The 24,892-nt window shown below is 31.6% G+C and carries 25 protein-coding genes; 16 read left to right on the forward strand and 9 right to left on the reverse strand.

Features of this window, described 5'->3' with window-relative positions:
• Window positions 1-587 precede the first annotated feature (587 nt).
• Window positions 588-1,298 (forward strand): DUF3800 domain-containing protein, encoded by a 711-nt coding sequence (locus tag ACM55I_RS03780; protein WP_416845436.1) that lies wholly within the window; start codon window positions 588-590, stop codon window positions 1,296-1,298.
• Window positions 1,298-1,783: a hypothetical protein gene (locus ACM55I_RS03785; RefSeq protein WP_416845437.1), complete on the forward strand. Its 486-nt coding sequence runs from the start codon at window positions 1,298-1,300 to the stop codon at window positions 1,781-1,783. The genes ACM55I_RS03780 and ACM55I_RS03785 overlap by 1 nt, the downstream gene beginning before the upstream one ends.
• 323 nt (window positions 1,784-2,106) lie before the next feature.
• On the opposite strand, the gene ACM55I_RS03790 is transcribed toward ACM55I_RS03785, so the two are convergent.
• Window positions 2,107-2,235, reverse strand: a complete 129-nt coding sequence (locus ACM55I_RS03790; RefSeq protein WP_416845438.1) for a hypothetical protein — start codon at window positions 2,233-2,235, stop codon at window positions 2,107-2,109.
• A 1,135-nt stretch (window positions 2,236-3,370) separates the two neighbouring features.
• Here ACM55I_RS03790 and ACM55I_RS03795 point away from each other — a divergent pair.
• Window positions 3,371-3,793, forward strand: coding sequence for a DUF6943 family protein (locus ACM55I_RS03795; RefSeq protein ID WP_416845439.1), 423 nt, complete (start codon window positions 3,371-3,373; stop codon window positions 3,791-3,793).
• A gap of 291 nt (window positions 3,794-4,084) precedes the next feature.
• Here ACM55I_RS03795 and ACM55I_RS03800 read toward each other — a convergent pair whose 3' ends face one another.
• Window positions 4,085-4,441 (reverse strand): hypothetical protein, encoded by a 357-nt coding sequence (locus ACM55I_RS03800; RefSeq protein WP_416845440.1) that lies wholly within the window; start codon window positions 4,439-4,441, stop codon window positions 4,085-4,087.
• Window positions 4,442-4,794: 353 nt separating this feature from the next.
• Between ACM55I_RS03800 and ACM55I_RS03805 the strand changes: the two genes are divergently transcribed.
• The 3 genes from ACM55I_RS03805 (at window position 4,795) to ACM55I_RS03815 (ending at window position 6,884) form a co-directional block, all read left to right on the forward strand.
• Window positions 4,795-4,974, forward strand: a complete 180-nt coding sequence (locus ACM55I_RS03805) for a hypothetical protein (protein ID WP_416845441.1) — start codon at window positions 4,795-4,797, stop codon at window positions 4,972-4,974.
• A gap of 142 nt (window positions 4,975-5,116) precedes the next feature.
• Window positions 5,117-5,554, forward strand: a complete 438-nt coding sequence (locus ACM55I_RS03810) for a MarR family winged helix-turn-helix transcriptional regulator (RefSeq protein WP_416845442.1) — start codon at window positions 5,117-5,119, stop codon at window positions 5,552-5,554.
• Between the two features lies 1 nt (window position 5,555).
• Window positions 5,556-6,884, forward strand: a complete 1,329-nt coding sequence (locus tag ACM55I_RS03815) for a serine hydrolase (RefSeq protein ID WP_416845443.1) — start codon at window positions 5,556-5,558, stop codon at window positions 6,882-6,884.
• Between the two features lie 233 nt (window positions 6,885-7,117).
• On the opposite strand, the gene ACM55I_RS03820 is transcribed toward ACM55I_RS03815, so the two are convergent.
• Genes ACM55I_RS03820 through ACM55I_RS03830 form a run of 3 tightly spaced genes read right to left on the reverse strand, consistent with a single transcriptional unit; the run spans window position 7,118 to window position 8,506 of the window.
• Window positions 7,118-7,342: a hypothetical protein gene (locus ACM55I_RS03820; protein ID WP_132070864.1), complete on the reverse strand. Its 225-nt coding sequence runs from the start codon at window positions 7,340-7,342 to the stop codon at window positions 7,118-7,120.
• Window positions 7,339-7,749 carry a DUF5675 family protein gene (locus tag ACM55I_RS03825; RefSeq protein ID WP_416845445.1) on the reverse strand — a complete coding sequence of 137 codons (411 nt, stop codon included), beginning with the start codon at window positions 7,747-7,749 and terminating at the stop codon, window positions 7,339-7,341. Before ACM55I_RS03825 ends, ACM55I_RS03820 begins: the two co-directional genes overlap by 4 nt.
• 1 nt (window position 7,750) lies before the next feature.
• Complete coding sequence (locus tag ACM55I_RS03830; RefSeq protein ID WP_416845446.1) at window positions 7,751-8,506, reverse strand: hypothetical protein; 756 nt, start codon at window positions 8,504-8,506, stop codon at window positions 7,751-7,753.
• A gap of 311 nt (window positions 8,507-8,817) precedes the next feature.
• On the opposite strand from ACM55I_RS03830, the gene ACM55I_RS03835 reads away from it, so the two are divergent.
• Window positions 8,818-9,021: a hypothetical protein gene (locus ACM55I_RS03835; protein WP_416845448.1), complete on the forward strand. Its 204-nt coding sequence runs from the start codon at window positions 8,818-8,820 to the stop codon at window positions 9,019-9,021.
• Between the two features lie 222 nt (window positions 9,022-9,243).
• On the opposite strand, the gene ACM55I_RS03840 is transcribed toward ACM55I_RS03835, so the two are convergent.
• The 4 genes from ACM55I_RS03840 to ACM55I_RS03855 all read right to left on the reverse strand — a co-directional run bounded on the left by ACM55I_RS03840 (window position 9,244) and on the right by ACM55I_RS03855 (window position 13,701).
• Window positions 9,244-10,791 carry a recombinase family protein gene (locus ACM55I_RS03840; protein ID WP_416845450.1) on the reverse strand — a complete coding sequence of 516 codons (1,548 nt, stop codon included), beginning with the start codon at window positions 10,789-10,791 and terminating at the stop codon, window positions 9,244-9,246.
• 296 nt (window positions 10,792-11,087) lie between these two features.
• On the reverse strand, window positions 11,088-11,444 hold the full coding sequence (locus ACM55I_RS03845) for a hypothetical protein (RefSeq protein WP_416845452.1): 357 nt from the start codon (window positions 11,442-11,444) through the stop codon (window positions 11,088-11,090).
• Window positions 11,445-11,488: 44 nt separating this feature from the next.
• The gene (locus tag ACM55I_RS03850; RefSeq protein WP_416845453.1) at window positions 11,489-13,105 is read right to left on the reverse strand and encodes a hypothetical protein; all 1,617 of its coding nucleotides are present in this window, start codon (window positions 13,103-13,105) and stop codon (window positions 11,489-11,491) included.
• Between the two features lie 35 nt (window positions 13,106-13,140).
• The gene (locus ACM55I_RS03855; protein WP_416845454.1) at window positions 13,141-13,701 is read right to left on the reverse strand and encodes a hypothetical protein; all 561 of its coding nucleotides are present in this window, start codon (window positions 13,699-13,701) and stop codon (window positions 13,141-13,143) included.
• Window positions 13,702-13,881: 180 nt separating this feature from the next.
• On the opposite strand from ACM55I_RS03855, the gene ACM55I_RS03860 reads away from it, so the two are divergent.
• The 9 genes from ACM55I_RS03860 (at window position 13,882) to ACM55I_RS03900 (ending at window position 24,465) form a co-directional block, all read left to right on the forward strand.
• Window positions 13,882-14,289, forward strand: a complete 408-nt coding sequence (locus ACM55I_RS03860) for a helix-turn-helix domain-containing protein (protein ID WP_416845455.1) — start codon at window positions 13,882-13,884, stop codon at window positions 14,287-14,289.
• 126 nt (window positions 14,290-14,415) lie between these two features.
• Window positions 14,416-14,673, forward strand: coding sequence for a hypothetical protein (locus tag ACM55I_RS03865; RefSeq protein WP_416845456.1), 258 nt, complete (start codon window positions 14,416-14,418; stop codon window positions 14,671-14,673).
• A gap of 677 nt (window positions 14,674-15,350) precedes the next feature.
• Window positions 15,351-15,743 (forward strand): plasmid mobilization protein, encoded by a 393-nt coding sequence (locus ACM55I_RS03870; RefSeq protein ID WP_416845457.1) that lies wholly within the window; start codon window positions 15,351-15,353, stop codon window positions 15,741-15,743.
• On the forward strand, window positions 15,728-16,999 hold the full coding sequence (locus ACM55I_RS03875; RefSeq protein ID WP_416845458.1) for a relaxase/mobilization nuclease domain-containing protein: 1,272 nt from the start codon (window positions 15,728-15,730) through the stop codon (window positions 16,997-16,999). Before ACM55I_RS03870 ends, ACM55I_RS03875 begins: the two co-directional genes overlap by 16 nt.
• Before the next feature lie 121 nt (window positions 17,000-17,120).
• The gene (locus tag ACM55I_RS03880) at window positions 17,121-17,321 is read left to right on the forward strand and encodes a hypothetical protein (protein ID WP_416845459.1); all 201 of its coding nucleotides are present in this window, start codon (window positions 17,121-17,123) and stop codon (window positions 17,319-17,321) included.
• Between the two features lie 23 nt (window positions 17,322-17,344).
• Entirely contained in the window at window positions 17,345-17,965 is a 621-nt protein-coding gene (locus ACM55I_RS03885; RefSeq protein WP_416845460.1) for a hypothetical protein, read from the forward strand.
• A gap of 137 nt (window positions 17,966-18,102) precedes the next feature.
• A complete protein-coding gene (locus tag ACM55I_RS03890) occupies window positions 18,103-22,137 on the forward strand; it encodes a hypothetical protein (RefSeq protein ID WP_416845461.1) in 4,035 nt (1,344 codons plus the stop codon).
• A gap of 598 nt (window positions 22,138-22,735) precedes the next feature.
• A complete protein-coding gene (locus ACM55I_RS03895) occupies window positions 22,736-23,542 on the forward strand; it encodes a type IV toxin-antitoxin system AbiEi family antitoxin domain-containing protein (RefSeq protein WP_416845462.1) in 807 nt (268 codons plus the stop codon).
• Window positions 23,533-24,465: a nucleotidyl transferase AbiEii/AbiGii toxin family protein gene (locus tag ACM55I_RS03900; protein WP_416845463.1), complete on the forward strand. Its 933-nt coding sequence runs from the start codon at window positions 23,533-23,535 to the stop codon at window positions 24,463-24,465. Before ACM55I_RS03895 ends, ACM55I_RS03900 begins: the two co-directional genes overlap by 10 nt.
• Window positions 24,466-24,892: the final 427 nt, after the last annotated feature.

Raw genomic sequence — 24,892 nt, forward strand, 5'->3', positions numbered from 1 at the left:
TTCTCTAACAATTTGAAGCTTTAAAGACATACTGTAATCGCGTTGGGTGCGTTTTACATAATTTATGTTTTCTTCCATAACGATCTTTTTTGTGTATCGCTATTTCAGGACGGGACATGTATTAATTAAAAGATTCCGTTATTAATTATCTTCAAAGTGTGAAAAATAAATATATTTGTATTTTATTGCAAGTTTTTATTTAGAAAATGATAATATTCAGGTTATATACATTAGATGTATTAAAATTACGGATCCCTAAAATATTGCTTTATTATCGGTTTTAAACACAGTTAGAATACAACGAATGAAATTTTAGAGTTTGTTATTATTCCAGAAAAAGGATGTTTGTTGTAAATGCAAGCATCCTTTTTCTATTCACAATAGTCATGATTTTCAAAAACCGATTAGATTTATGAATAAACAATAGTTTTCGCAATTTAGTCTTTCATAACTACGCTTTAAAAATTGAAATACTAATACAATGTTTTTATAATTTATTCTGTAAATTTCGGCTTTCAAAATTCATTCCCTTTAAAAACGTTTAATAGTTTTATATCGATGAATTCGTCATTAATTCTACACAAAATATGAATAACAAATATGATTTTTATATTGATGAAAGTTGCCATTTAGAGAATGACCATATACCGGTTATGTGTATTGGTTATATCAAAGTACCTATGCAACAGTACATCAAATTGAAAGAAGAGTTCAATCAAATTTTGGAAAGAAACAACCAACATTCTGAATTAAAATGGAATAAATTTTCTAATACCAGAAAGGAGTTGTATAAAGAATTGGTAGATTTCTTTTTTCGCACGCCTTTGGAATTTCGTTGTATTTTGGTAAAGTATAAAGAACGTCTTAATCACAAGGATTTCAACCAGGGCTCTCACGATAATTTCTATTATAAAATGATTTATTTCCTATTGCGGCCTAACGAAAGTAACGGAAACGAGTATAGGGTTTTTATTGATGTAAAAGATACGCGTGGAAGAGAAAAATTAAAAAAAATAAATGAAGTTTTTGATAATGAATACAAAGGAAAAACACCTTTTGTTCAATTTCAACATTTGCATTCGCACGATAATCTTTTCTTCCAGTTAGCCGATTTTTTTATTGGTGCCATAACCTATAAATCAAGAATAGTATTGGACGACATCAAAAATCCGACACAAAGCAAAATGGATTTTATTAACTATCTGGAACAAAAATCAGGTTTTAATTTAGAAGAAGGTACAGAACCATGGGAAACTAAATTCAATATTTTCGATCACCAACCTAAAATGAAAGGGTAATGGATTTATTTGATTTAGACGACCATATCCCTAATTTGGGTATAGACCCTTCACAGGAACACGTGGAGGCACTTTTTCAATTATTTAAAGAAGATTTTTTGGATGATGAATTTTATTTTGACGGTTGTAAAGTAATTATTGATACAAGAAATTCCAAAGAAGATGGATTTAAACAATACCCTCACACTTTTGTGAAATTAATCACAAGAGGAGACAAAGGCAAGAGATGTTTTGATAAAAAAAGAGCGAATAAAGTACATTGGATAAAACCTATCCTTGAAAATAAAGATACTGACGATGTAATTTGTTTTCAGTTTCTGGAAGGAGATGGGAAAATCAGGGATTACTTTTGGTTTAAAGAAGGATACTTTTTGGTGATTATGGAAAAAATCACGCCTGATTATATAATAGTTTCAAGTTTCCATATAGATGATGAGAGAAACCAAAAATATTACGGAAGAAAATACCAAAATAGGGTAAAATAAAAATGCCACAACTAAGGTGTTGTGGCCGACCAGATCCTTTTCCCTAGGGAAATGATGATGCAAATATACATACTCTTACATAAAAAAGCAAATAAAAATTATAAAAGGCAAATAAAAGTTGAGGTCATTGAAGGTTGTTAAAGTTCAATGACTGCACGAATATCTCCACGAGCCATTACCTCATTCACCTTCACAAAACCCTCATTTAGTCCAAGTATTCCTAAACTCAGGTCTTTGCTTGTCTCATTTCGCTAATTACATTAGTAGTAACTAGAACATTCTTTTTCGTTCTGTTTTATCGAGAATATTTTAGCCTCCGTATGTCACTCCTTAGCCAACGCTCCAATAGTTTTTGTATCTCCAACAACATTTTTGCAAACCAGAAACACCTTGGAATGGAGAACAAAAACTATTCCCCAAGCTGTGTTACATAATGTGGCATTATAGTTCATTACAAAGCGTTTTTATTGGTTTTTTGGTTTTTGCAATGAAGCTATAATATCATTTATGTAAAACAGCCGCCCCAGCCAACGCACAAGGGGTTTGCTCCAGGACAACTTTTTGAGCAGCTCCCATCGCATCACCCAGCCGCTCAAAAAACCGTCCTTCGCAAACCCCAATCACCGCTTCGATTCCACTTTATTTTTAACGAGGATATTTCTTTTTCATAAGAACTTCTCTATGGTTTTAGCAACTTAATGTTGAAATCGGTAGTGTTTGTATTGCTTTTGTAAGTGCCGAAAATAGCAAGGAATATTTTCTATAATACAACTTTTGATTATGCTATTTTTGGCACCCACAAAACCAAAAATGCCAGCAAGAGTGTGATTTTTTATTTGCCAGAAAACAGGAAGTAATTATTTTCACGATTGCCAGATCCCATAACAATTCCATAGAACATTCTTTAATAATTGGAAATCTAATAATTCCAAGACCGTTTGTGGCATCAAGCCATCATAAAAACAATCAGAAGCATCCTAGTAAACAAATAAAAAACCAGACACTTGCCTGCGCTGCTGCCTCATCGCACTAGGAATTATCTTTTCATCGTTTTTGTAAGTATTGAAAATCACTTTATAACATTTACGGTAATTAGAAAAATTTGCGATAAGTGATTTTCAATACCCGCAAAATCAAGTCCAAGAAAGAGTATGAATTTTCAAACCAGAAAAATAATCGGAATGGTATTTTATCTCTTTTTTCTGTTTTAAAAATTCATACCCTTTCCGTAAACCACCCTCTTCCAAATCAACTCCTTTTCCTTCAAAAATCTTCCGATTATACGATGACGATTGGTAAATGAAATCAAAATAAAAAATAAAAAAAAAGAGAGCAAAGGTAAGTTCCAGGTTTACAAAAAAGGAAGTTTAAGCCCTGCGGGTTTTTGATAAAATCTCCACCCATTCGGGTAGTATTTTATCAAAAAAACTTGCTTTTTTGAAACCTTCCACTTGAACGTATGGCTTTCTTTTTTTCTTTTTTTTGTTTTGAAAAATTTTATGGGCGGAGCGTAGCGAAGCACATTGGTCTTTCGAATAAAATCCTGTGGAAAATAGGAAAGTTAACCCCGTTTTTAAATCCAATGCTATGCCTAATTTCATCATCAAGACCCACCGAAAAGACACTTTTTACTCAAAACCCCATTTGTTTATACTTAACAAAGGGATGAATAGCGGTAAGCCCCAAAAAGAGCAATTTACGAACAGTTTTGTCATCATTTTTGAGAAAGAAGAAGATTGCGAAAGCCTATTTTTTGTTGCTTATAGTTTATGGCAAACAAAATTCTGGCACCAGTTCTTAATTGGTTCAGTAATTCCATTTTTACGCCTTCCAGACTTCAAAAAGGAGTTCAATCCGCAAGCCAGTTTGTTGATGGTCGAACACGAGCAGCACCAAAAAAATGTTGCAGCTCTCAAACTTCTGGAGAAAAAAGAAAAACAATACAAAGAGGACATAATGCTCATAAATGACATCCGCAGAGCCATTTTATACCGTTATTGTAGAAAATAAATCAATCCTAGTCCAAATGGACTAGGATTGTTTGCACCTTATTCCCAAGCAAACCAACGCATAAGTGCAATATGATTGCACCACTTAAATAAATCGAAGAAAAGCAAAGCAATTCACATTTATTATGGGCTAAAAACGAAAAAAGCCCCAAATTTCGGGCTTTTTTTGTGGTTGTGTGTTTTTTGAAAGGACCACTTGGTCGTCTAATATATTTGTACGTACCACCTTTGAAATTTAAAGATAAAAAAAGCCCAAATGTAAAAATGAGCTTTTTGGTTATTAATAGTGCCACTAAACTCTGATTAAAAATCTCGTAGAGGTTTTTGTGTTGTTTTGATCATAGACATCAATAATAATGTAAGTGTCCTTGGTAATACCAGTAATTAGGTAAGAGTAAGGATAGCTGTTTTTATTTTTTGCTGTTGTGTCATCAATGATGAATGGAGCAGTATCTCCTTCTTTTGTAACAATCACCTTTAATAACGAAACTGATGACGTAATTGTTCCAGTAATAGTATATTGTCCATTTACAGCTTTTCCTTCTGATTGTGTAAATGCAATCGCTGGCGATGATGTTGGTTCGTCTTTACTACAGCTTACAATTGATAGCGCAATAAATAAAAATGCGAGAATTTGTTTCTTGATCATAAAATGATTGTTTAATTGGGGTTGAATTTTTACCTTTTGTTTAAATAAGGATTAGTTCTCAAATGTAGCTAAATATTAATGGTTGAGGTGATTATCTGTGAATTATGAAAATATAATTAATTATTATATAAATTAATTTTTCAATAATTGGAATAAAAAAACAAGTAGATTTATTATGGTTGACTTTTTATAAAACTTATCACTCATATAATTTCGCATTTTTCAGTTACCATTCTTTGGAGAAAAAAGAAAAGCAATATAAAGAGGATATGATGCTCATAAATGACCTCCGTAAAGCCATTTTATACCGCTATAACAGGAAATAATTTTTAGTAACCTAAATGATCTATACTATGAAACTGTTCATTATATACCAAACCGATATTTGGAAAAGCAAAGCATCAAGAGTATGTTTTGGCGTTTTCGACACCAGAACCAAAGTCATTGATAGTGCAAAATGGCAAGAATTGTACAACCACAATTCCGAAGTAGTGGTTTTAGAAGTTACGCTAAATCTATTTGAAGAAGTGTAGTTTTAAAACTTAAAAAAAAGTCCATTCCTTAAGGTTTGGGCTTCAATACTGTCTAATCCAAACGTGGCTATAATTATAGTTTTTGAAACAATTTTTTGGTTTATATTGATATATCAAATATATTTGCATCAAACAAATTAATGTGAATAACAAAAACCCAACAGGAACAGTACTTTATTTAATTGAACAAGCAATTAAAGAGTATAGAAAAGTATCACAGAGAAATATTTCAAAAATTGTAAAAGATATTACAATAGATCAATGTTTGGTCTTGATAATTCTTAACAATGATGCTGAAATTTCTCAAAATGAATTGGCAAATCTTATATTTAAAGACAATGCATCAATCACGAGAATGATAGAATTAATGGTTAGAAAAGATTATTTAAACAGGACTATCCATAAAGAGGATAGAAGAAAATTTAATCTAGAAATAACCGAAAAAGGGATGAAAACGCTAGAATTAATTAACCCAATTGTACAACTAAATAGGGAGACGGCACTAAATGGTTTGTCATTGGAAGAAATTAATATACTCTATAAAACTTTAAATAAAATAATTACTAATTGTAAACAATAAAATGAAAAAAATCTATCAAATACTTATATCGGCACAAGTTTTAATAATTATACTTTTTCCAACATTAATTTTTGGACAAAAAAATGTATCAACTAATCTTGCAAAATATATGCAAGCACAGGTTGAAGTAAATAACTTTAGTGGAACAGTGCTTGTTACAAAAAACGGTTCCGTTTTATTAAAAAAAGCATATGGTTTAGCAGATTACGAATGGAATATTAAAAACACTGTAGATACTAAATTTCAGTTGGCTTCGGTAACAAAACAATTTACAGCTACAGCTATTCTTCTATTAGTAGAAAAAGGAAAATTATCACTTAATGATCATTTAAGTAAATTTTTTCCAGATTACCCAAAAGCCGATAGTGTTACTATTCATATGTTATTATCTCATACTTCAGGACTTGCTTTAGGTTTTAAAGAAATTGCAATAAGCACTATTAACGTAGATTCTGCTTATTCTGAAATAAAAAAAATGCCTTATGAATTTTTACCAGGAACTAAAACCGCATATAGCAATATAGGCTATTACTTATTGGCTAAGATTATAGAAAAAGTTTCAGGCGAGAAGTACGCAGTTTTTTTAAGAAAAAATATATTTGAAAAAGTAGGAATGAAGAATACGGGTGTTAGTAATAATGATTCGATAATCTCAAAAAAAGCAAAGACTTATTGTCGAACGGAAAAAGGATTTATCCACAATCCCTATATCAATTGGGAAGTCAACATAGGTCACGATGGTGTTTATTCTACCGTTGAAGATTTAGCTTTATGGGACAATGCGCTATACGGAACGACCATCTTGTCAACAGAAATGAAGAAACTAATGTTTACTCCCTATAGTTCCGAAAATTGGGGATATGGATTTATAATTAATCCATTTTATAATCACGGGCATCAACTAATTGCTCACGACGGGGGCTTTTTTGGTACAATGACTTCTTTTAACCGATTTACAGATGACAAAATTTTTGTGACTGTACTTTCTAATAACGAATCATTTTCACATATTATAGGCTATGGACTTTCAGCAATTGCATTGCAAAAAGAAGTAGAACTTCCCTACAAACATTATCAAACTAAAATAGATTCTACAATATATGATAAATATGTAGGCAAGTATGGTAAAATTGAAATATTAAAAATTGACGGTAAACTTTATTATAATAATGTAGAAATGGAACTCATACCTGAATCCAAAACAAAATTTTTTAGAGCGGACAACAACGACAGGACAATTGAATTTATTCAGGACAAATCAGGTATTTGCAATTCTGTAATTTTGACAAAAGGAGGAGTGAAAGAAGTTGTAAAAAAAAATATTAATTAAAAAGAAAGCCAGGTCTCACGACTTGGCTTTAAATTTGTCTAATCCAAAGGTCACCACAACTAGAATTAGACTATTTTTTGTGCTTCTTTATAAAAAATTTGAGAATCAAAGATATTAAAAAACTGACAATTGCGCCAACTGAGGCTAATATTACAGTTTTCAAAACATCTTCCGAATGCAGATTCGGCAAAACACTTAAAAATGTACCGCCTGCGGTACCAATTACAGTTGAATTACTGTGTTGCATCGACTTTTCCTGTTGTGGTTGTCAATTGGCTAACTGCCGAAATAACACCGCCGGCCACCGCCAAATAACCTCCGATAGAAGTTAGCACAACTGGCAAAGCGATTGGCGCAGCTAAAATTGTTCCGCCAACGGCAGCCAATGCCAAACCAATATTTCGAAGCACTTTGAAAAATTTTGGTGTTGGAGCTTTCGCTCTTTTTATTACATTCATAATTGATGAATTAAAGATTTGACAATCAATTCAACACTTTCTTCTTTATCCAAAGCTTTATAAACCAATTCTTTTAATTTGGCAAAAGCTTTTCGAGACATAAGACCTAAACCTGGTCCAGAAAGTTTTGTTACTGGAGCAATACAACCATTCAATTCTTGTAAAGCATTATTAGCAGGATGAAATAAAATTAAACTTCTATTTTTTACATCCAAAACCTCCAAATGCCATTGAAATTTCTTGCTGTATCGCTTTTTTATAAAATATTTCCCTTCCGGAATGCAGGAAACTTTCGTTTCGTTTTTCTTCCAAGGCAATTCAATGGTTTTACAAATCAATTTACCCTCGCATTCGAGTTTACCGTTAGTTCCATCAGGGAAATAAGTTCTGGATAGTACCAAAATCATCTTACAATCCGCTTACTTGCACCAATGCCAATGGATTATAAGAACCATTTTTCAAAGGATACATTCTGCCATTGACCTCTTGATAAAACTCAACTCCAAGAGCTAAAAACAAAGGTTTTGTACTGTTAGGAGTTACCGCATTCAAATGATTGATAGCAACAGTTGGAGTCATATCCCATGGAAGAATGGCAGTTTCAGAATTTGTAGTGACGAAAACTTCTGCTTCAAAATCAATTTCAGCACCAGCTGATATTATTTTGAAATGAGTAGTTCCACTTGGAGCTGCAATCATATTGGCAGGAATAAACGATGCCAAATCAACCGTGATTTCGCCAGCGACTCTATCAATCGCTCCAATAAAAGGAGCAAATAGGGTAGTTCCCAATTTTCCACCGATATTGAACTCAAAGCCTACTAACAATTCCGCTTCACCATCAATGACATTACGTAAACCTCTTTCATTGGTTAAATCCGCTTGAATCACTTTGACCATAGATTGGGTAAGTCTGCCCACCATTCTGCTGTCGGCAGAATTCAAAAGCAAAGTTCTTAATGCCGTTCTCAAAGTTTTTCCGGCCTTCCCGGCTCTTCCAAATTCGGAACCATTCTCACGTGTTCTCTGGAACGCTGGATCGTTCGCAATTCTGTTCGCATCGACTCCGCCTTTCTCACGAGCCAAATGGCCATCTTTGGTTTTGTAAAAAGTAATATCTCCAATAGTACCTTTTAATTTAATTATGCCTTTCTGTCTTGCCATAATTTCTAAAATTTAGATTAAAATTTATTTTTAAAATCCTTAAATCATCTTTTCCGTTGCAACATCTTCCGATTGATTTCAAAACAAATTTTAGTCAATTAAAGCGAATAAAAAAGCACTCACTATTCCATATGTCACAAAGTGACATAAATGACTTAAATCGACATAAATGCCTGTTTACAACCACCAGAAAACATAGTAAATTGCGATAGTAGATTATGTTTAAGAAAAACTTATATTTATATAATCTTAAAATTTAGTGCATGGTAAGTTCAAGCTAATCAAAGCCTAGTCAAAACTACAGATAGAGTATGAATATTGAGAAACAAAGAGTTTGCATCTATCCAAAGGACATACAACGCATAACAGGAAAGAGTTATCGCCAAAGTACACGATTGATGAAAAAGGTTAAAAACGACCTGAAAAAACTCGAGAATGAGTTTTTAACAATAGATGAGTTTTGTTTGTATGCTGGAATAAAATATGAACAAGTGGCTCACTTGATTTTTGGCTGAAAACTAAAAATTCAAAAAAGGGAAATATAATTTCCTAGCATTCTCAACCTGTTTAATAACTAGTTCATTATTTAGTATGAATTTATTGCATATAGATTTGGTCAATCCCTTATTAATCAGTAAATTTACACTATAAGATTTAGTGATATTTGTATCTGTTAGAAGGAGCAAAATCGAGACCCTTCTGTTTTAGACTAATATATTTCATTATATATCAGCGCATTAGAGATTAAGTTCTAATCCCTCATCGCCCACCATAAGAGACAAGTTAGAAATATTCTGATTTGTCTCTTTTTTATTTGAGTCTAACTGCTCATTAATCAAGTACATTAGCTCTACTGCTTCATTGATTCTTTTGGTTCGAAATCCAATTCCATCATATATCAAATTCTCAGGGTATATTGAACCAATCAAATTTCTGCATACCACAAGTTCAGAATTATCATAGATAGAATGAATCCTAAGCAAATTTTCAATTCCCTGATTAAGTAATTTTTCAATATCATCTTGATCAGTATCGATTCCTGAGTATCTTGCTTGAAGCCTTGCTAATGTTTCTCCATAATCAGATTTTATATCTCTGTAGTCTGCTGAGTCAATTTGATTTGTCATTAGTAAATCTCGGGCCTTACTTAATCTACCTTCATAATCCTTTATTTGCTTTAATAGCTGAGCCTTTTCATTTTGTCTTTCCTTTGTTTGTTCTTTATAAGCTTCTAGAATTATGATACTATAAACTTTTTTATATTGTCGTTTTGGAGCATATTTTAAAAGTTCCTTTATAAACATTTGATTTACATCATCAGCATTTGAGCGATAGGTACAACCTTTATAACAATGGTAATAGGCGTAATATTTATTACGCCCTTTTGATTTGCTTCCAGACAACACTTTTCCACAAACTGGACATATTAAAAACCCTCTTAAAGGAAGTTCTAAAATAGTTTCAACTTTAGCACGAATTACTTTCTTTCTTCCGTCCACTACATCTTGAACTTTATAAAATAATTCCTCGCTGATAATTGCTTCATGCTGTCCATTGGCTAAATAGCTCTCTTCATCCTTATACTGAGGAACTTTTATTTTCCCGCAGTACAAAGGATTTCTAACAGCAAGCCAAAAGCTGTGCTTTCCTGTTTTTATACCTTTTTTCCTTGCCATGCGATGAATATCCTCAGTACTGAAAATACCTTTTGCAATTTCATTAAATGCCCAGCGCATTATAGATGATTCTGGCTCTTTAATTGCAATATATTTACTACCGTCGTCTTTTGATCTGTTTACGTATCCTATTGGAGCTTGACTAACATATCTTCCTTCTTTCTTTGCTCTACGCATACCATGAAAAACATTTAACGCCCTTCTATCATTTTCTACCTCTGGAACAGCCAAATAAAAGGCGAGCATCATTTTGTTTTCAGGAATAGATAAATCTAAAGGCTGTTCTATGGCTTGTGGCTCAACTCCGAGTTTTCTTAAGATGCTAATCATTTGATAAGCGTCTCCTGCATTTCTACTGAATCGATCCCATTTGGTAAATAAAAGTAGATCCGTTTTGTTTTTAAATCTTTTTAAGTTAACCAATAACAATTTCCACTTTGGTCTAATAAATGTTTTGGCAGAATGATCTTCATAAATAACATCGCGTACTGCAATGTTATTTATCTGGCAGTATTTTTTTAGTACTTCTTCTTGGTTTCTTTGTGAATAACCTTTGTCGGCTTGCTCGTCCGTACTCACTCTCACATAAAGGTCTGCTATTTGTTTCATTTTGTTTATTTAAAAAATTAGATACTGTTATACTCGCTAGTTTGCGCATAAATTCGAAGATTATCCTTGCTTGGTCAAGTGTCAGGTCTAAATTTTCTTCTTTGAACATTTTTAAAGCTTGTTCAGCTGTAAGTCTCCCTCTTTCATTTCTTTCATTGTTTTTCATTTGTCATCTCACTTCATTAAAAAAAGACCAACAATGGTCTTTTTTGTTCAACAATCATCTATCGCTATAAAGATAAGACCTTGATTTCTAATGATCATAAGTAAAATATATCTATGATGGCTTTGGATTATTATTCTTTGAGAATATTTTCATTCTCATTTCTAGAATCTGCAGGAAACAAAATGCTGATTTCATTTAGTAGTTCAAATTCATCAATTGGAAATAATTGCAAGGCAATTTCCAGAATAAGCCCAACATCAATCGACTGACCCTCTATTGTATCAGGAACTTTAGCTCCATCATGATCCAGAGCCACAATACATAATTTCATCAGATTTCTTATGACCGAGGCAAGTTCGTAATAATCATATACTTTTATTTCAGCAATGTGAATCCTATTTTTATTGTCAACAGGTCTCAAAGTATTGAGACAATTGGAAGTTAATCTTTTAATAGTTTCTAGCTTTTCAATTTCATCTATTTCCATGATCTTTATTTTTAAATCGGTTAATTTTATTCAATAACAATATATCAGTCTTGCTCAAAGGGCAATAGTAATCTGCATTCAATAACCAAATTGTGCAGTTCAGACATCAATTTCTCAACAATAAAGTTCATCTGATCAACCTCCTCTTTGTTGAGCTTTGACAACTTATGATGAAGAATCATATATCTATCCAAATAAGGAAAGAAATCTGTCCAGAACTGCTCTATTAAATAATTATACTTTTTCATGTCTGCATCGGCATAAATACATAGTTGCCATAATGTTTGATTAGACAGATAATTAGGCAGGTAATAAGTCTTAATAAAAATATATGTTCTACAAAAGGACATAAAAAACAATGTAAAAAGGGAATCTAAACCTTGATAGTTTTTTCTAGTATCATTGGCTATTGTAAAAAATTGTAAGGCAATATCTTTGGTCGGCTTATAATAAAAATGTAGATCAGCATGACAAGGATTATGAGGTATCTCCCAATGAAATTCAGGAAGGTATTTGTTGGATGAATATGCCAGATATTTGCCTTGAATAATGTTGGAAAAGAAACTTTGATACTGATACAGATTAGTTTGTATCCAGTAACGGCTGCGGCTTAACAAAACGAAATCATATTTTCCTTCTATTTTACTTTTTAGAGATTGAGTGATTAATTTTAATTTTTCATTGCCTATACCCATAGCTATAAGCATCAGATAATAAGTCGTTTTTTCATGGTAAGTAATGTGATGATATAAGTAGATCTGTTCGACTTCAACCGAGTTCAATATGGTTTCTATTGCAACGTTGAGAATTATATCTTCAGGTTTTTTATCAATTTGACATGCAACATCGTGTCTTTCAAATAATCCTTTTTTTATCAATTTCTTTAATTCGTCAAACCTTTCTTCGATAAAATGATAGAGGCTTTGTTCAGCAATTCCAACTGCTTCATACATTTCTTCTTTATAAATTGCCTCATCATCGGCGATTGCTTCTTTTACTTTTACAAACAAATCAGTAAGATAAAATTTGTTTTGGCTGTGTCTTACAAAGTATTTTTGAATATCAGGAATGTATTCAATCAGATTATTGATTCTTTCATCTAAACTTAGCAAAGCAGATTTATTTCCCAAATACAGGTCTTCTAAATATTCAAGATCATATTCAATCAATCTTGCATAAGATGTAAAAACACTGTTTGAAGAACCTTCTGAAATGAGATTTTGGATTTGAGACTTATGAAGATCGTGATCGTGATGAAAATGGTCTTGAAACACATTAAACCTCTTCTTGTATTTCTTCCAATCTCTTCTAATGATAAGCGAATTTTCCAACTCTTTATTTTGGTAGATAATAGATGAAGGCTGGCAGTAAAATTCAATAAACGGATGTCCTAAAGAAAATCTATGATGAAGCCTTTCAGAGTAAATGAAATAGACATCGATCTGATAGAGATTTCTAACTTTTTTTACCCATTTGTTCTGTTGTAGCTCTTGTGCATCTATATTTTTTTCGATGTGGATAATAAGATATGAAAACACGAAAGAGGGCTGTCTGGTAAAAAACATCTGAATGATAGTATGTTGATTAACCAATTGTCTCAGGATATTTTCTAAAAACTCGTTTTCGAGTTTTGGAAATGAAAGTTTTTCTAGAGTTTTCATAATACTGTGTCTTTGAAGATTAGATAAAAGATATTTTATTCCGTTGCAGGTTCAGCCTGAGCAGTTTTCTTTATTCTCTCAACACCTCTTTCTCTCATTATTTCCCCTGCATCGAGCATTTTGATTAAATGGATATAGGGTGTCGTCAGGTCAGAATCAGAATCTTCATAATAGGGAGACAATGAAAGTTCAGTGATTTCAGATAAGAAAAATTCAAACTGTTGCAGTGTTCTCTCTTCAAATCCATTTTGAAGCACCAAAAAAGGATTGTCGAATTCTTCTTTGGTCAGGGAAGAAAGATGAAATACCGTTTCAGTGCGGGATGACTGTTTTACTTTCCATTTTTTACTTTTTTCTTTCAGGTAGTAACAGACTTTGAGAAAAGAGGAGACAGCAGTATAAAAAACGAAAACATTACAGGGGGTTTCTTGCTTGTAGACTTTTCTCTTATAACAGTGAAGTACCGCTTCACTTAAATTCTGTTTATAATAATCAAGATGTGCAAAGTCAAAAATAGCGTCAAATGCCTCAAATGGATTTCCTGCCACGAACCCTGCCCAAAACCTTGTTTCGAAGGATATTTTATTCTTTTTCATAGTGGGAAGATTTAAAATTGAAAAGCGAAGTTCCACTCTTTCAAAAGGATAATCTATTCGAAAAGCGGATATAATATCTGATAAAAGGGATATTTTACAGGATATTTTTTTATCTTTGAAATTCAGAATTTTTAATTCGAATGGCTTTATCTTTGAGCCTTCAGAAAATTGATACTCATTATGGAACAGAAAATACATCAGGGAAGAAACGTAAAACGCTTCAGAGAAATGCTTGGCATCAAACAAGAGGCATTGGCTTTCGATCTGGGAGAAGACTGGAATCAAAAGAAAATTTCTTTGCTAGAGCAAAAAGATGTAATTGAAGATGCCATGCTTAAACAAATCTCGAATGCATTGAGAATTCCTGTTGAAGCATTTCAGAATTTTGATGAGGAGCAAGCAGTAAATATCATATCCAATACTTTTAATGACCAATCCAATGGGTACAATTATTATCCAACTTTCAATATAAATCCAGTAGAAAAATGGATAGAAGCTTTAGAAGAAATTAAGCGATTGAATTTGGAACTTTTGAAATCTAAAGATGACCAGATTAAGGTTTTGGAGAAATTATTAAACGTGAAATAAATTTTTATAAAAGATATATTAATTCCAAAAAGAGACTTCCGAGTCTCTTTTTTGTTTGTAAAATATAGAGTAAATTAAAAAAACTACGCAACATATTAGTATTGCGCATCAATAAAGAATAACCCGATGGATAAAACTATTAAGCTAAGAGTTAAAAAAGAAATTGATAATAGAAGTGAGCTTAAAGTTTTAAAATTAAAAGGCACTCTAATTTCAAAAGGCTACACTGAAATTATTCATATTGCTGATGAAAATACAGAGTATTATCTTAACTCATTTTCCACTTCACCCGAGCATAAAAAAGAGGTGGAATATTTTGTTTTAGACTATATCACAGACCATGATCTTGCCGACACCATTACGTTACTTCAAGAAAACAATTAAATGATTTTTAACTGCTAGAATTTTTTCAAATCATGTGCAAAAACCTTCTTGAAAACAGTCAGAATTTTGCACATTAATTAAAACATATTCATTTGAAAAAGTACGCTCTCTTATTCAAGATCTAATAATTATTTAGGAATATTTCCTTCTGTATTGGAATAAGGGAGCGTACACTTTCAAAGACCTCTGAAATAAATATTCTAACAGCTTTAGTATCTCTTAAAGACCTCAAAAATATCTAGATAAAAAATCACAAAAAGTACAACTAAGGTATTGGACATTCATCAACTGCGTGCCCATAATGTCACCGCTCATTCTTCGCAGTGCCACCCTTCGGGACTTATAGCACTCCGTTTGATGCATATCCAATTTTGTATTGCTTTCTTTTTTTCTTTTTCTTTTGAAAAATTTTTTGGCAGTCTGATTGAATAAAAAACTAACATTTCCCGCTATTTATCGAAGACATTTCATAGGTAAAAATTACCTATGATTGTTTATGTCAAACACTAGCTTTAAATTAGCTGTTAACCTTTAAAGAGCTGAAAGATTGCAACGTTCCTGCAATCGGCAAGATGAACGGTTGTTAAACAACCGGATCTTGCTGCACCACACTCGGAACTCGTGAGCAGTGACACTGAAAGGATAAAAAGAGTTGAAAACAATGAAAATGATAGATGATGGAAGCAGAAAATTCAAACAGGACACGCATAATTGGGCTGCGCTTAACTCCCGAAGAATATGCGAAAATTGAGCGAAAATGGAAAGCCAGTACGTGCCGAAAATTAAGTGACTACATCCGTAAGCATCTTTTCGATAAGTCAATTGTGACTACCTATCGAAACCAATCACTGGACGATTTTATGGAAGAAACGATAGTACTTCATAATCAGTTGAATGCTATCGGAAACAATGTTAATCAAGCCGTAAAAAAACTACACACTTTGCAACAGATTCCCGAATTCAGAAACTGGATAATTAGCTATGAGCTGGATAAAAAAATCCTTTTCAACAAAGTAGAAGAAATCAAAAAACACATTCAAAAAATTACGGACAAATGGTTACAATCATAAAAACAAGCCATTCGATCCGCAGTATTTTTAACTATAATGAAAACAAAGTTAAGGCTGGTGTCGCCGAGTGCATCGCAGCAGGAAACTATCCTGTCGATGCTGACAAAATGAATGATACCATAAAGCTAAACCGTTTTATAAAACGGATAGAATTAAACGAAAACGCAAAGCGGAACAGCGTGCATATTTCCCTAAATTTTGATCCGTCAGAAAATCATTCCAAAGAAAAACTGATAGCTATTGCCGATACTTATATGGAGAAAATTGGTTTCGGCATGCAGCCTTATTTAGTGTATCAACATCACGATGCGGGACACCTACACCTACACGTGGTAACCATAAATATTGAAAGGGATGGTAAGCGGATTGACCTGCATCATTTGGGAATAAGGAAATCTGAGCCAGCACGAAAAGAAATTGAAGAACTGTTTGGACTCGTTAAAGCGGAAGGAAGAAAAAAGAAAGAGGAATTTACATTGCAGCCTATTGCCGTTAGCAAGGTGCTGTACGGTCGAATTGAATCAAAGAAAGCCATATCCAACGTTTTGAATGCAGTCCTCAATCAATACAAGTATGCGAGCCTTCCTGAACTTAATGCAGTGCTGAAACAATATAATGTCGTGGCTGATCGAGGTAGCGAGAATTCAAAAATCTTTTTATCTAAAGGATTAATGTATCGAATTCTGGACGAACAAGGCAAACCAATTGGTGTTCCAATAAAAGCAAGTGATTTTTATAGTAAACCAACTTTAAAATTTTTAGAGGAAAAATTTAAACGTAATGAAGTTAGAAGAATACCTGACAAAACACGGGTAAAAAACACTATTGATATTGCACTACTAAGGGAGCGAGCAATGTCCACAAACGAACTGGCAAGGCTATTGGAAAAAGAAGGCATTAATACTGTTTTTAGAAGAAGTGCAGAAGGTCTACTTTATGGCATTACCTATGTTGACCACAAGACTAAAAGTGTTTTTAATGGTAGTAGTTTAGGAAAAGAATACAGCGCAAAAGCTATTCAGGAACGATGCGGATTAAAATTTGATGGAGGAGGAAAAAGAAATCAGATTCATGAAAAACTTCCTTTAAAAGAATCATTAATTAATAACATGCAGCAGCAAAAAAACACACTTACTATTCCTGATTTTGTTAAACTGTTAGATATACTTATACAGGTTGAATATTCTTCGGATTATTTGCCGAACCAACTGAAAAACAAAAGAAGGAAGAAAAAAAGAAAAGGGCTATCAAATTAATTACAAAAATGTTGCTTAACTAATTGTGCAGTTTTTGTTTGCATATCCAAGCCGTACCTGCTATCAAAAAGAATTTTCCAAATAGTAGAGTTCTCTATGTTGGTTAAGTCAAAAAAGGAATTTGAGGAAGACTAGTTCAGCACTTACGCTATTACAAGTTCAAGGAACACAAGGACTTCAACTTTTCTATTGGACGAAAGGAACAAATGTTTCTTTAAAAATGAATATATTTGAATTTGAACACGAAATGGCTGATTATATGGTAGTTTTAGAGAATAAACTCGCAAAAGAATTACAGCCCATTTTAGGGAAACATAATTAATGATATATTATCAATCTAGTAAGATGAAACAACCTAAAATCTATTTTGATAAAGAAACTTATACTTCTGTTCTTTCACAATCAATTCTGGATGCTTACTGGCAAAATACCGCTGGTAAATTTACTTTTAGAGTAGATGAAATTAGTAAAAAATTTGAATTGAATTTAAAAGAAATAACTACAATTGTTTCTAATACTAATTCCCATATTGATTTTGGCTTTTGCAATGCTTGTGGCAGAATGAATTTTATTTGTGTAGAAAATAGAACTAGAGCAAAACAAGTTTTCGAAAATTTCCAGTACTACTTTTTTTGTTTTGCATGTAGAAAGATAGCAAATAAATTTTGTGAGAACCTTGATGATTCGCAAACAAAAAATGTATGGATGAGATTGAGTTTTAAATATCAATTGTGGAAGGAATTAGATAAAGACGAAATTAATTTTCTAAAGGCAATCTATTATTTAAGATCCTGGAATCGGATATATCATGAAGTCATTAAATCAAACTCAGATTATGGCTTTAATATTCTTTTCAAACTTGATAAGATGCATTTGATTTATTACAACAAGAATGAATTAACAGGACAAATTGAAATTATAATTTTGGAAAATTTACAAAGTCTTATTAGAGATAAAAACATCTAAAACTAATAATTATAGATCCGTAGATGTCTGCCTTTGTTGCACTATTTATTTATAAAAAAACTAAATCCCCCCAGTATTATTGGTTAATTTGCAAATTAGAGTAAAGACTTAAAACAATAACAATATCGATTTTTAATATGTCAGCAATTGCAGCTTTAAAAGGTTATAGAACTCAGTTTTTATATTCATTACATTTCATTCTGTCAAATATGACGAGCAATCTTATATTTCGCTTAGAAGGAGAAGAGGATTTAGATATTTTAGATGCTAATGGACAACTTTTATATGCCATTCAATTAAAAAATCTAGGGAGAAGAATTACACTATCAGATATTATATCTGATAAAAAAACATCATTTATAAAAAGATTCTTGGATAATTATAATGATGCAATTCCTATTCTCGTTTCCTATGGTGAAATAAGTAGTGATCTTAAAAAGTGGGCAAAGCAAAATAATAAAATTGACGGAAAAGAAAAAAATCTTTTAAAAAAGTATAAGTTAACCATTGAAAATTGGAAGTTAGTTAAGAGTAAAACTCAATTTCAAGAAGTTAATGAAGAGAAAATTGCCGAAGATGTCGAAAAAATGATGAAAGACAATTTCCCACTTATTGACCCATTACCAACAATTGGTTTTCTATTAAATTGGTTACAGTTCATTGCTGAGAAACAACAACCTATCACCTCAAATGATTTTTTCAATAAGGTTGAAGATTTTGCAAAATATATAACAGAAAGAATTGCAATAAGCGAGCAATATGGATTAATACTGAAACCATTACATAAAGTTTCAATCGAGAATTTAAATCATGAATTATTAGAAAAAGAATTTTACAATGCTACTTTAACAAGATATGAACATATTTTGCTTGGGCTTGATATAAATAGAGATAAACTACTGGGTATAATTAATGAAGAAATAAGTGAAAATAATACTATTGTAATAAAAGGAGCATCTGGACAAGGAAAGACAGCCTTATTATATAGTTATGTACATAAATATATCAATAATTGGCTTTGCTTTGAGCTAAATATTCAACAAGATTCGATCATTACTCAAAAATCGATTCAGGCCATTGCGTCAATAAGTAAAAAATTAGACATTCCAATAGTTTTTATAATTAATGTAAATCCAAATACAACCGATTGGTTACAAGTCATTAAAGAATCAGTACATCTTAATCACATAAAGTTTTTGGTAGCAATCAGAAACGAAGACTGGTATAGAGCTTCCGCAATCGGAATTGAATTTGAACACAAGGAAATTGATTTAATCCTCTCAAAAGAAGAAGCGGAAATCATTTATTCAAGATTGCATGAAAGAAATAAGATTAGTCATTTCGCAGATTTTGAAGAAGCTTGGATTCAACTAGGGAACAATACCCCATTATTAGAATTTGTATACTCCCTTACTCAAGGAGATTCTTTACTTAATAAACTTAAGCAACAGATCCGGCAAATTTTAATTGAAGGAGGATTAAGCAATAATCAGCAGATTGAATTTTTAAGAATCGTTAGCCTTGCTGACTCTTTAGGAGCTAAAATCGATGTTTCGAAACTGGATTCCAGTATTGATTATCAGTTTATAATTGAAAAGCTTTCAAACGAATATCTGGTTAAAAAATCATCCGACAGAAAATATATACAAGGACTGCATATCGTTCGTTCACAAAAATTGGTTGAGATACTTTTTGATGAGTTTACCAACAGCAAAGAAGAATATGGCTATAAATGCATTTCTTTATTAGCAGAACAAGATTTGTATTTATTTCTTTTACACTTAATCCATCTTGAAATCTTTAAGCCTGAGCAGTTTATTTCAGATATAAATAATAAAATTTCTGTAAATAACTGGTCAATATATACATCTATACTAAAAGCCTTTATATGGGCAGGCACTCGTGAATACGTGGAAAAAAACCGTGAATTAATGGATGAATGCAAATCGATTTTTGGTGAAGCATGGAAAATGTTTATAGATTTTTTATTTGGTAGTAATTATGATAGAAGCGGGTTACTTGACTTGCTTAAAATCGATGAAGAACGTAGAAAAAAAATTGATGATATTAATAACAGATTAGTACATAAGCAACATGTATTCAACTTAGCATCCAATGTCATAAATAAACTTCCTTTTCCCAAAGAAATACCTGTTACAGAAATTGAATGGAAATCCTTTGGGCAAAGTTTGTTTTGGTTAAAGAATATTGATAATAAGAAGGAAAGATTACCATTATTTACAGACAGTGAATTTGAATCTGCGTTTAAATTACTGGATAGTAAAAATTTATCAAAACTAATGTTAGGAATGTATTCATATTCACCGGAATTAGATTCGATAAGAAAAAAATATATCAATTATTTTGTTGACCGGATAAAAACTGATTTTGATGTTATTCATTTATCTGTTAATGGTGATGAAGTGGATTTACATTACATTATAAATATTCTAACGATTGATAGTAAAAGATCAACCAATGATTTTGTTGTCACTATTTTGAATATAATAAGATCTGCTCTTCCGGATAAAAAACAATTCAATTCTCAAGGTTATGGTCACCGATTACAAACAATTTCTGTCGATCATGATTCCACACATAAAACTATGCCTATTGAGAATATGCCCCTAGAAGAATGGGTAGGCATAAACTCAAGTATTGTCAAACTCTATGAATTTAAAGATAGACCGAACGACTGGAACGATTACTGCCAAGCGTTAAATCAGTGGGAGATTCTAATCAAAGAGAAAATTAATGAAGTTAACAATTCGTTTGATCAGTTGTTTAAAGGAAGTAAAACATACGCCCCTATGATTCCCGTTATGCAGAATGTTCTCTTTAATAAATCTGAAAATCTTAAAGAACCAAAATCAATTACAGACCCTTTAGGGATATATGGAGATGATTTAAATTCTGAAAACGAAAGAGAGCAAGTAAAAAAGAGTTTAGAGTCAAAATATGAGAAATTCTTTAAAAGCCTTTCAGACTTTAAAACCAGTATCGAGAGTTTTATAAATCAGTCCGCCCAAACATTGACATCAAGGATTAAATTAACAACTGAAGAAGGACATATAAACGATGAAAACATAGAGCGTGTGTCCCAAATTAATTTGTACGATGCGATTCAAAGACTTAAGGAATATAATTCCCAATATAAAAACACCTTATACAATATTGATGTAAATCACACTAGCGAAATTGACTTTAATACCTTATTGACTACAGCAGCCTATTGGAAAGATTTTTTAAATAAAAGTACTAAAGCAGACCATTCATATAACCGAATATTAAAACTTAAAGCAGATTTTGACAGTAAAATTGTTAAAGAATTTAAGCTTATCTCTAAATCTAACTCCTATACTATTAAATATATTAACAATACTCTAAATGAAGAAAAACCAATAGTAGTCATTGATGGTATAAGCCCTTTTTGGTCACAATTAGGTATGAAAGCAGCTTATGATATTATCCATGAAGTAATCAATAAGCCAGAATATACAAGTCTAAAATATCTAATGCTGAAATTATGGTTTTCCAGAATTTATTTTATTCAGACTACCGATAGTAAAATTATCGATAAGAACTGGAATGAAATAAGACTTTATACCATTATGGATAACTCATATGAAAATTTAAACATTGTTGGCTTTGGCCACCAATTGATAAGTAATAAAATTCTCGAAAATCTTAAAATTGATAGCTGGGCCCAGATGTATCCTGAATTTAATGAGATCAGCAAAGCTTCAGAAAATTATGGCCGATTGGTTCTTTTAGTTGACCATATTCACGATTTAAGATTACTTGATAAAATTAAATTAGAGGAGTTAGATCAGAAGAGATTACAGCAACATTTTGAAAAAGTTAGTTTAGAATTACAACAATCTTTTCAAAATGTACTGGATTCATTAGTAATGTGGATGAATATGTTCCCATTTGATGAAACAACTTATATTAATAATGAAGAAGAGCAAGAGTATTTTAAAGCTATAGTAAATATTAAAGATAATATATTCCCAGAACCGAAAGGAGATGAAGAGGATTATCAGGTTTTAATCAATTTAGAGATTATATCTAAATGGGGTGAAAGATTAAAAATATGTACCGAAAGTTGGGGGATATTTTTAATCTTATTGCATGGCAAGTATATTAATAAATATAAAAAAATTACTTGACTCAGTTTCCTTAAATACTCAAAAAAAAGCTTCAAAGTCCCCAAAGCTTACGTTAAATCCTTTTAAAATACTTTATAAGCCTTTTCAACATCCAGATAAGTGATATTATTTTTTATACTTATCTTCCTAAATTTGTGTTTTATAAATCCTGAATTAAACTAAACTTCTCTCAAAATCATCACACATTTTTATTGTTATAATTTGTAAATATATAAATATAAAAAAGGATTGTTTCTCTCTTTTTCAATATTGTTTCCTAAGGTTTAAACATAAATATTCATCCATTTAGTGCAGTTTTCAAGCTTATATTAGTTGGAATATGCACACTTTTTAATTCATTAGCTTCTTCAACAATTAAATTCTTAATATTTGAATGTAAATTGTCATTACTAACTTTTTGAAATATACTTTTTTCCGATTGCTGAATTTGTTTCGGTTTCCGTTTTTTAAAATTCTTGCGCCATTATTTTTTAAGAAGTTTAAATAATTCAACAATAACGGCGATTATCGCCGTTAAAATAACAATTTGTAAATTAAATAATTTATATTATCTTTACATAACGGCGATAATCACCGCAAAACACTAAACTTTTAAATTATGGCTGTCAATGTAGCCCGAAGAAAAGAGTTATATCAAATAATGCCGGAAGGAGTAATTGCTACCCGTATATGGCTTATGGATAACAATTTAAGCCGTCATGCAATAGATAATTTGGTAAAGAGCAATCAACTGGAATCCATAAGCAAAGGGATATATGTCAGAAACGCGACTAAAATAACTTGGCAATCGGTAGCATACTCCTTACAATCGATACTGAATACGGACTTGATAATAGGAGGATTGACGGCGCTCGAAATGCAAGGCTTATCACATTATTTATCATTCTCTGAAAATAAAATAGTGCATTTGTATGGAAATGATCTAATACCGGAATGGGTTGCTAATTTAGCTTTGAATGTAAATTTTGTTAGACATACTACGAACAGTTTATTTGGTAAAAGTGTAGAAAAAAACGAAATAGGATCAAATAAAAAAAAACGAACACATTCTTTTACAATTGAACGAGATTGGGATAACAGTAATGAAAAACTAATACTATCATCTCCGGAAAGAGCATATCTCGAAGTACTTTTAGATGTACCTCAAAAAGTAACTTTTGAACATGCTGACCAATTAATGCAAGGACTGACAACATTATCTCCCCGAAACCTTCAAAAAGTATTGGAAGGATGTCAAAATGTAAAAGTCAAACGGCTTTTCTTTTGGTTTGCTGACCGTAATAATTATGTTTGGCTAAGTAAAATCAATCGGGAAAGCATTTCATTAGGTTCAGGAAATCGAATGATAGTAAAAGGTGGGAAATTAGATAATAAATATAAAATAACAGTACCAGAATGGCTATAGATGCAAATAATATATACAGTAAACAAGTACAGCTTTTAGTTCGTGTATTACCATTAGTAGATACAGAGAAATGTTTTGCCCTTAAAGGAGGTACTGCAATCAATTTATTTTACAGAGCACTTCCTCGGCTTTCGGTTGACATTGATTTGCTTTACATACCAATGGATGATCGCGAAACGGCATTAATAAATATAAGAGCTGCATTGTCCCGCATAAGTAAACTAATAGTCCAAACAATACCTGGTAGTAAAGTACAAGATGCGCATGAACAAAGTGAAGCACTTAGACTAATTGTAAGTCAAGGAGAAGTGCGAATCAAAGTAGAGTTATCACCAGTAATCAGAGGAACTGTTTTCCCTGAAGAGAGAATGGAAGTTAGCGAAGAAGTAGAAAGAGAATTTGGATATGTAGAAATGCAAGTGGCATCACTTCCTGATTTGTATGCTGGAAAATTGTGTGCCGCTTTAGACAGACAACATCCCAGAGATTTATTTGACGTAAAATTTCTTCTCGAAAATGAAGGGTTGACGGAAAATCTCCGAAAAACATTTTTGGTGTTTTTAATTAGTCATCAAAGACCTATGTCTGAACTCTTAGCACCAAATCGTAAAGACATAAGTGAAATTTATAAAACGGAGTTCATGCAAATGGCTCAAATAGATGTTCCAATAGAACAACTTGAAGAAGCTAGAGAAAATTTAATTGAGCAAATTAATTCTCAAATGACCCAAAATGAAAAGAAATTCCTTTTGTCATTTAAAAACAAAACTCCCGATTGGAGCCTAATGGAAATGGACAATGTTGAGGTAATCTCTAATCTTCCATCTGTTCGTTGGAAAATGATAAATCTGGAACAAATGCCACTTCAAAAACATAAGGAAGCCTTTGAAAAATTGCACCAGATTTTATTTCCAAATGCATAAAACAGGAATTGTTAAAAATTGAAATAGTACATAGCATTAAATAATACTCGATATGCTAATTTAGCGTATAGGTATAATTAAGAAAAAAAATCTGCAGATGCAAACAAAAATATTGCCTAACCTTTTCTCTACTTTTTGTTTGCACATCCACTTCTATTAATAGAATAAATACAATGAATATCTCTGTCACTAAATCGAGTTCAAAAACTGACGATTCAATGATAGATTACCGTAATTACATAAATCCCATAGAGCAGATTAAAAATCGTTTTATTTCTGATCAGCATACTTCTAAAATTTCATAGCAAGTTGTAAGTTGCCATAAATCAAATTAAAAAAAAGTAAATTATAATTCCATTTCTCAAATTATGCTTCAAAATTTTAAAAATATTGCAAATCCTTTTTTGCAGTGTTTTATTTAATAACT

The organism is Flavobacterium algoris (assembly GCF_048158525.1).
Lineage (GTDB): Bacteria > Bacteroidota > Bacteroidia > Flavobacteriales > Flavobacteriaceae > Flavobacterium > Flavobacterium algoris.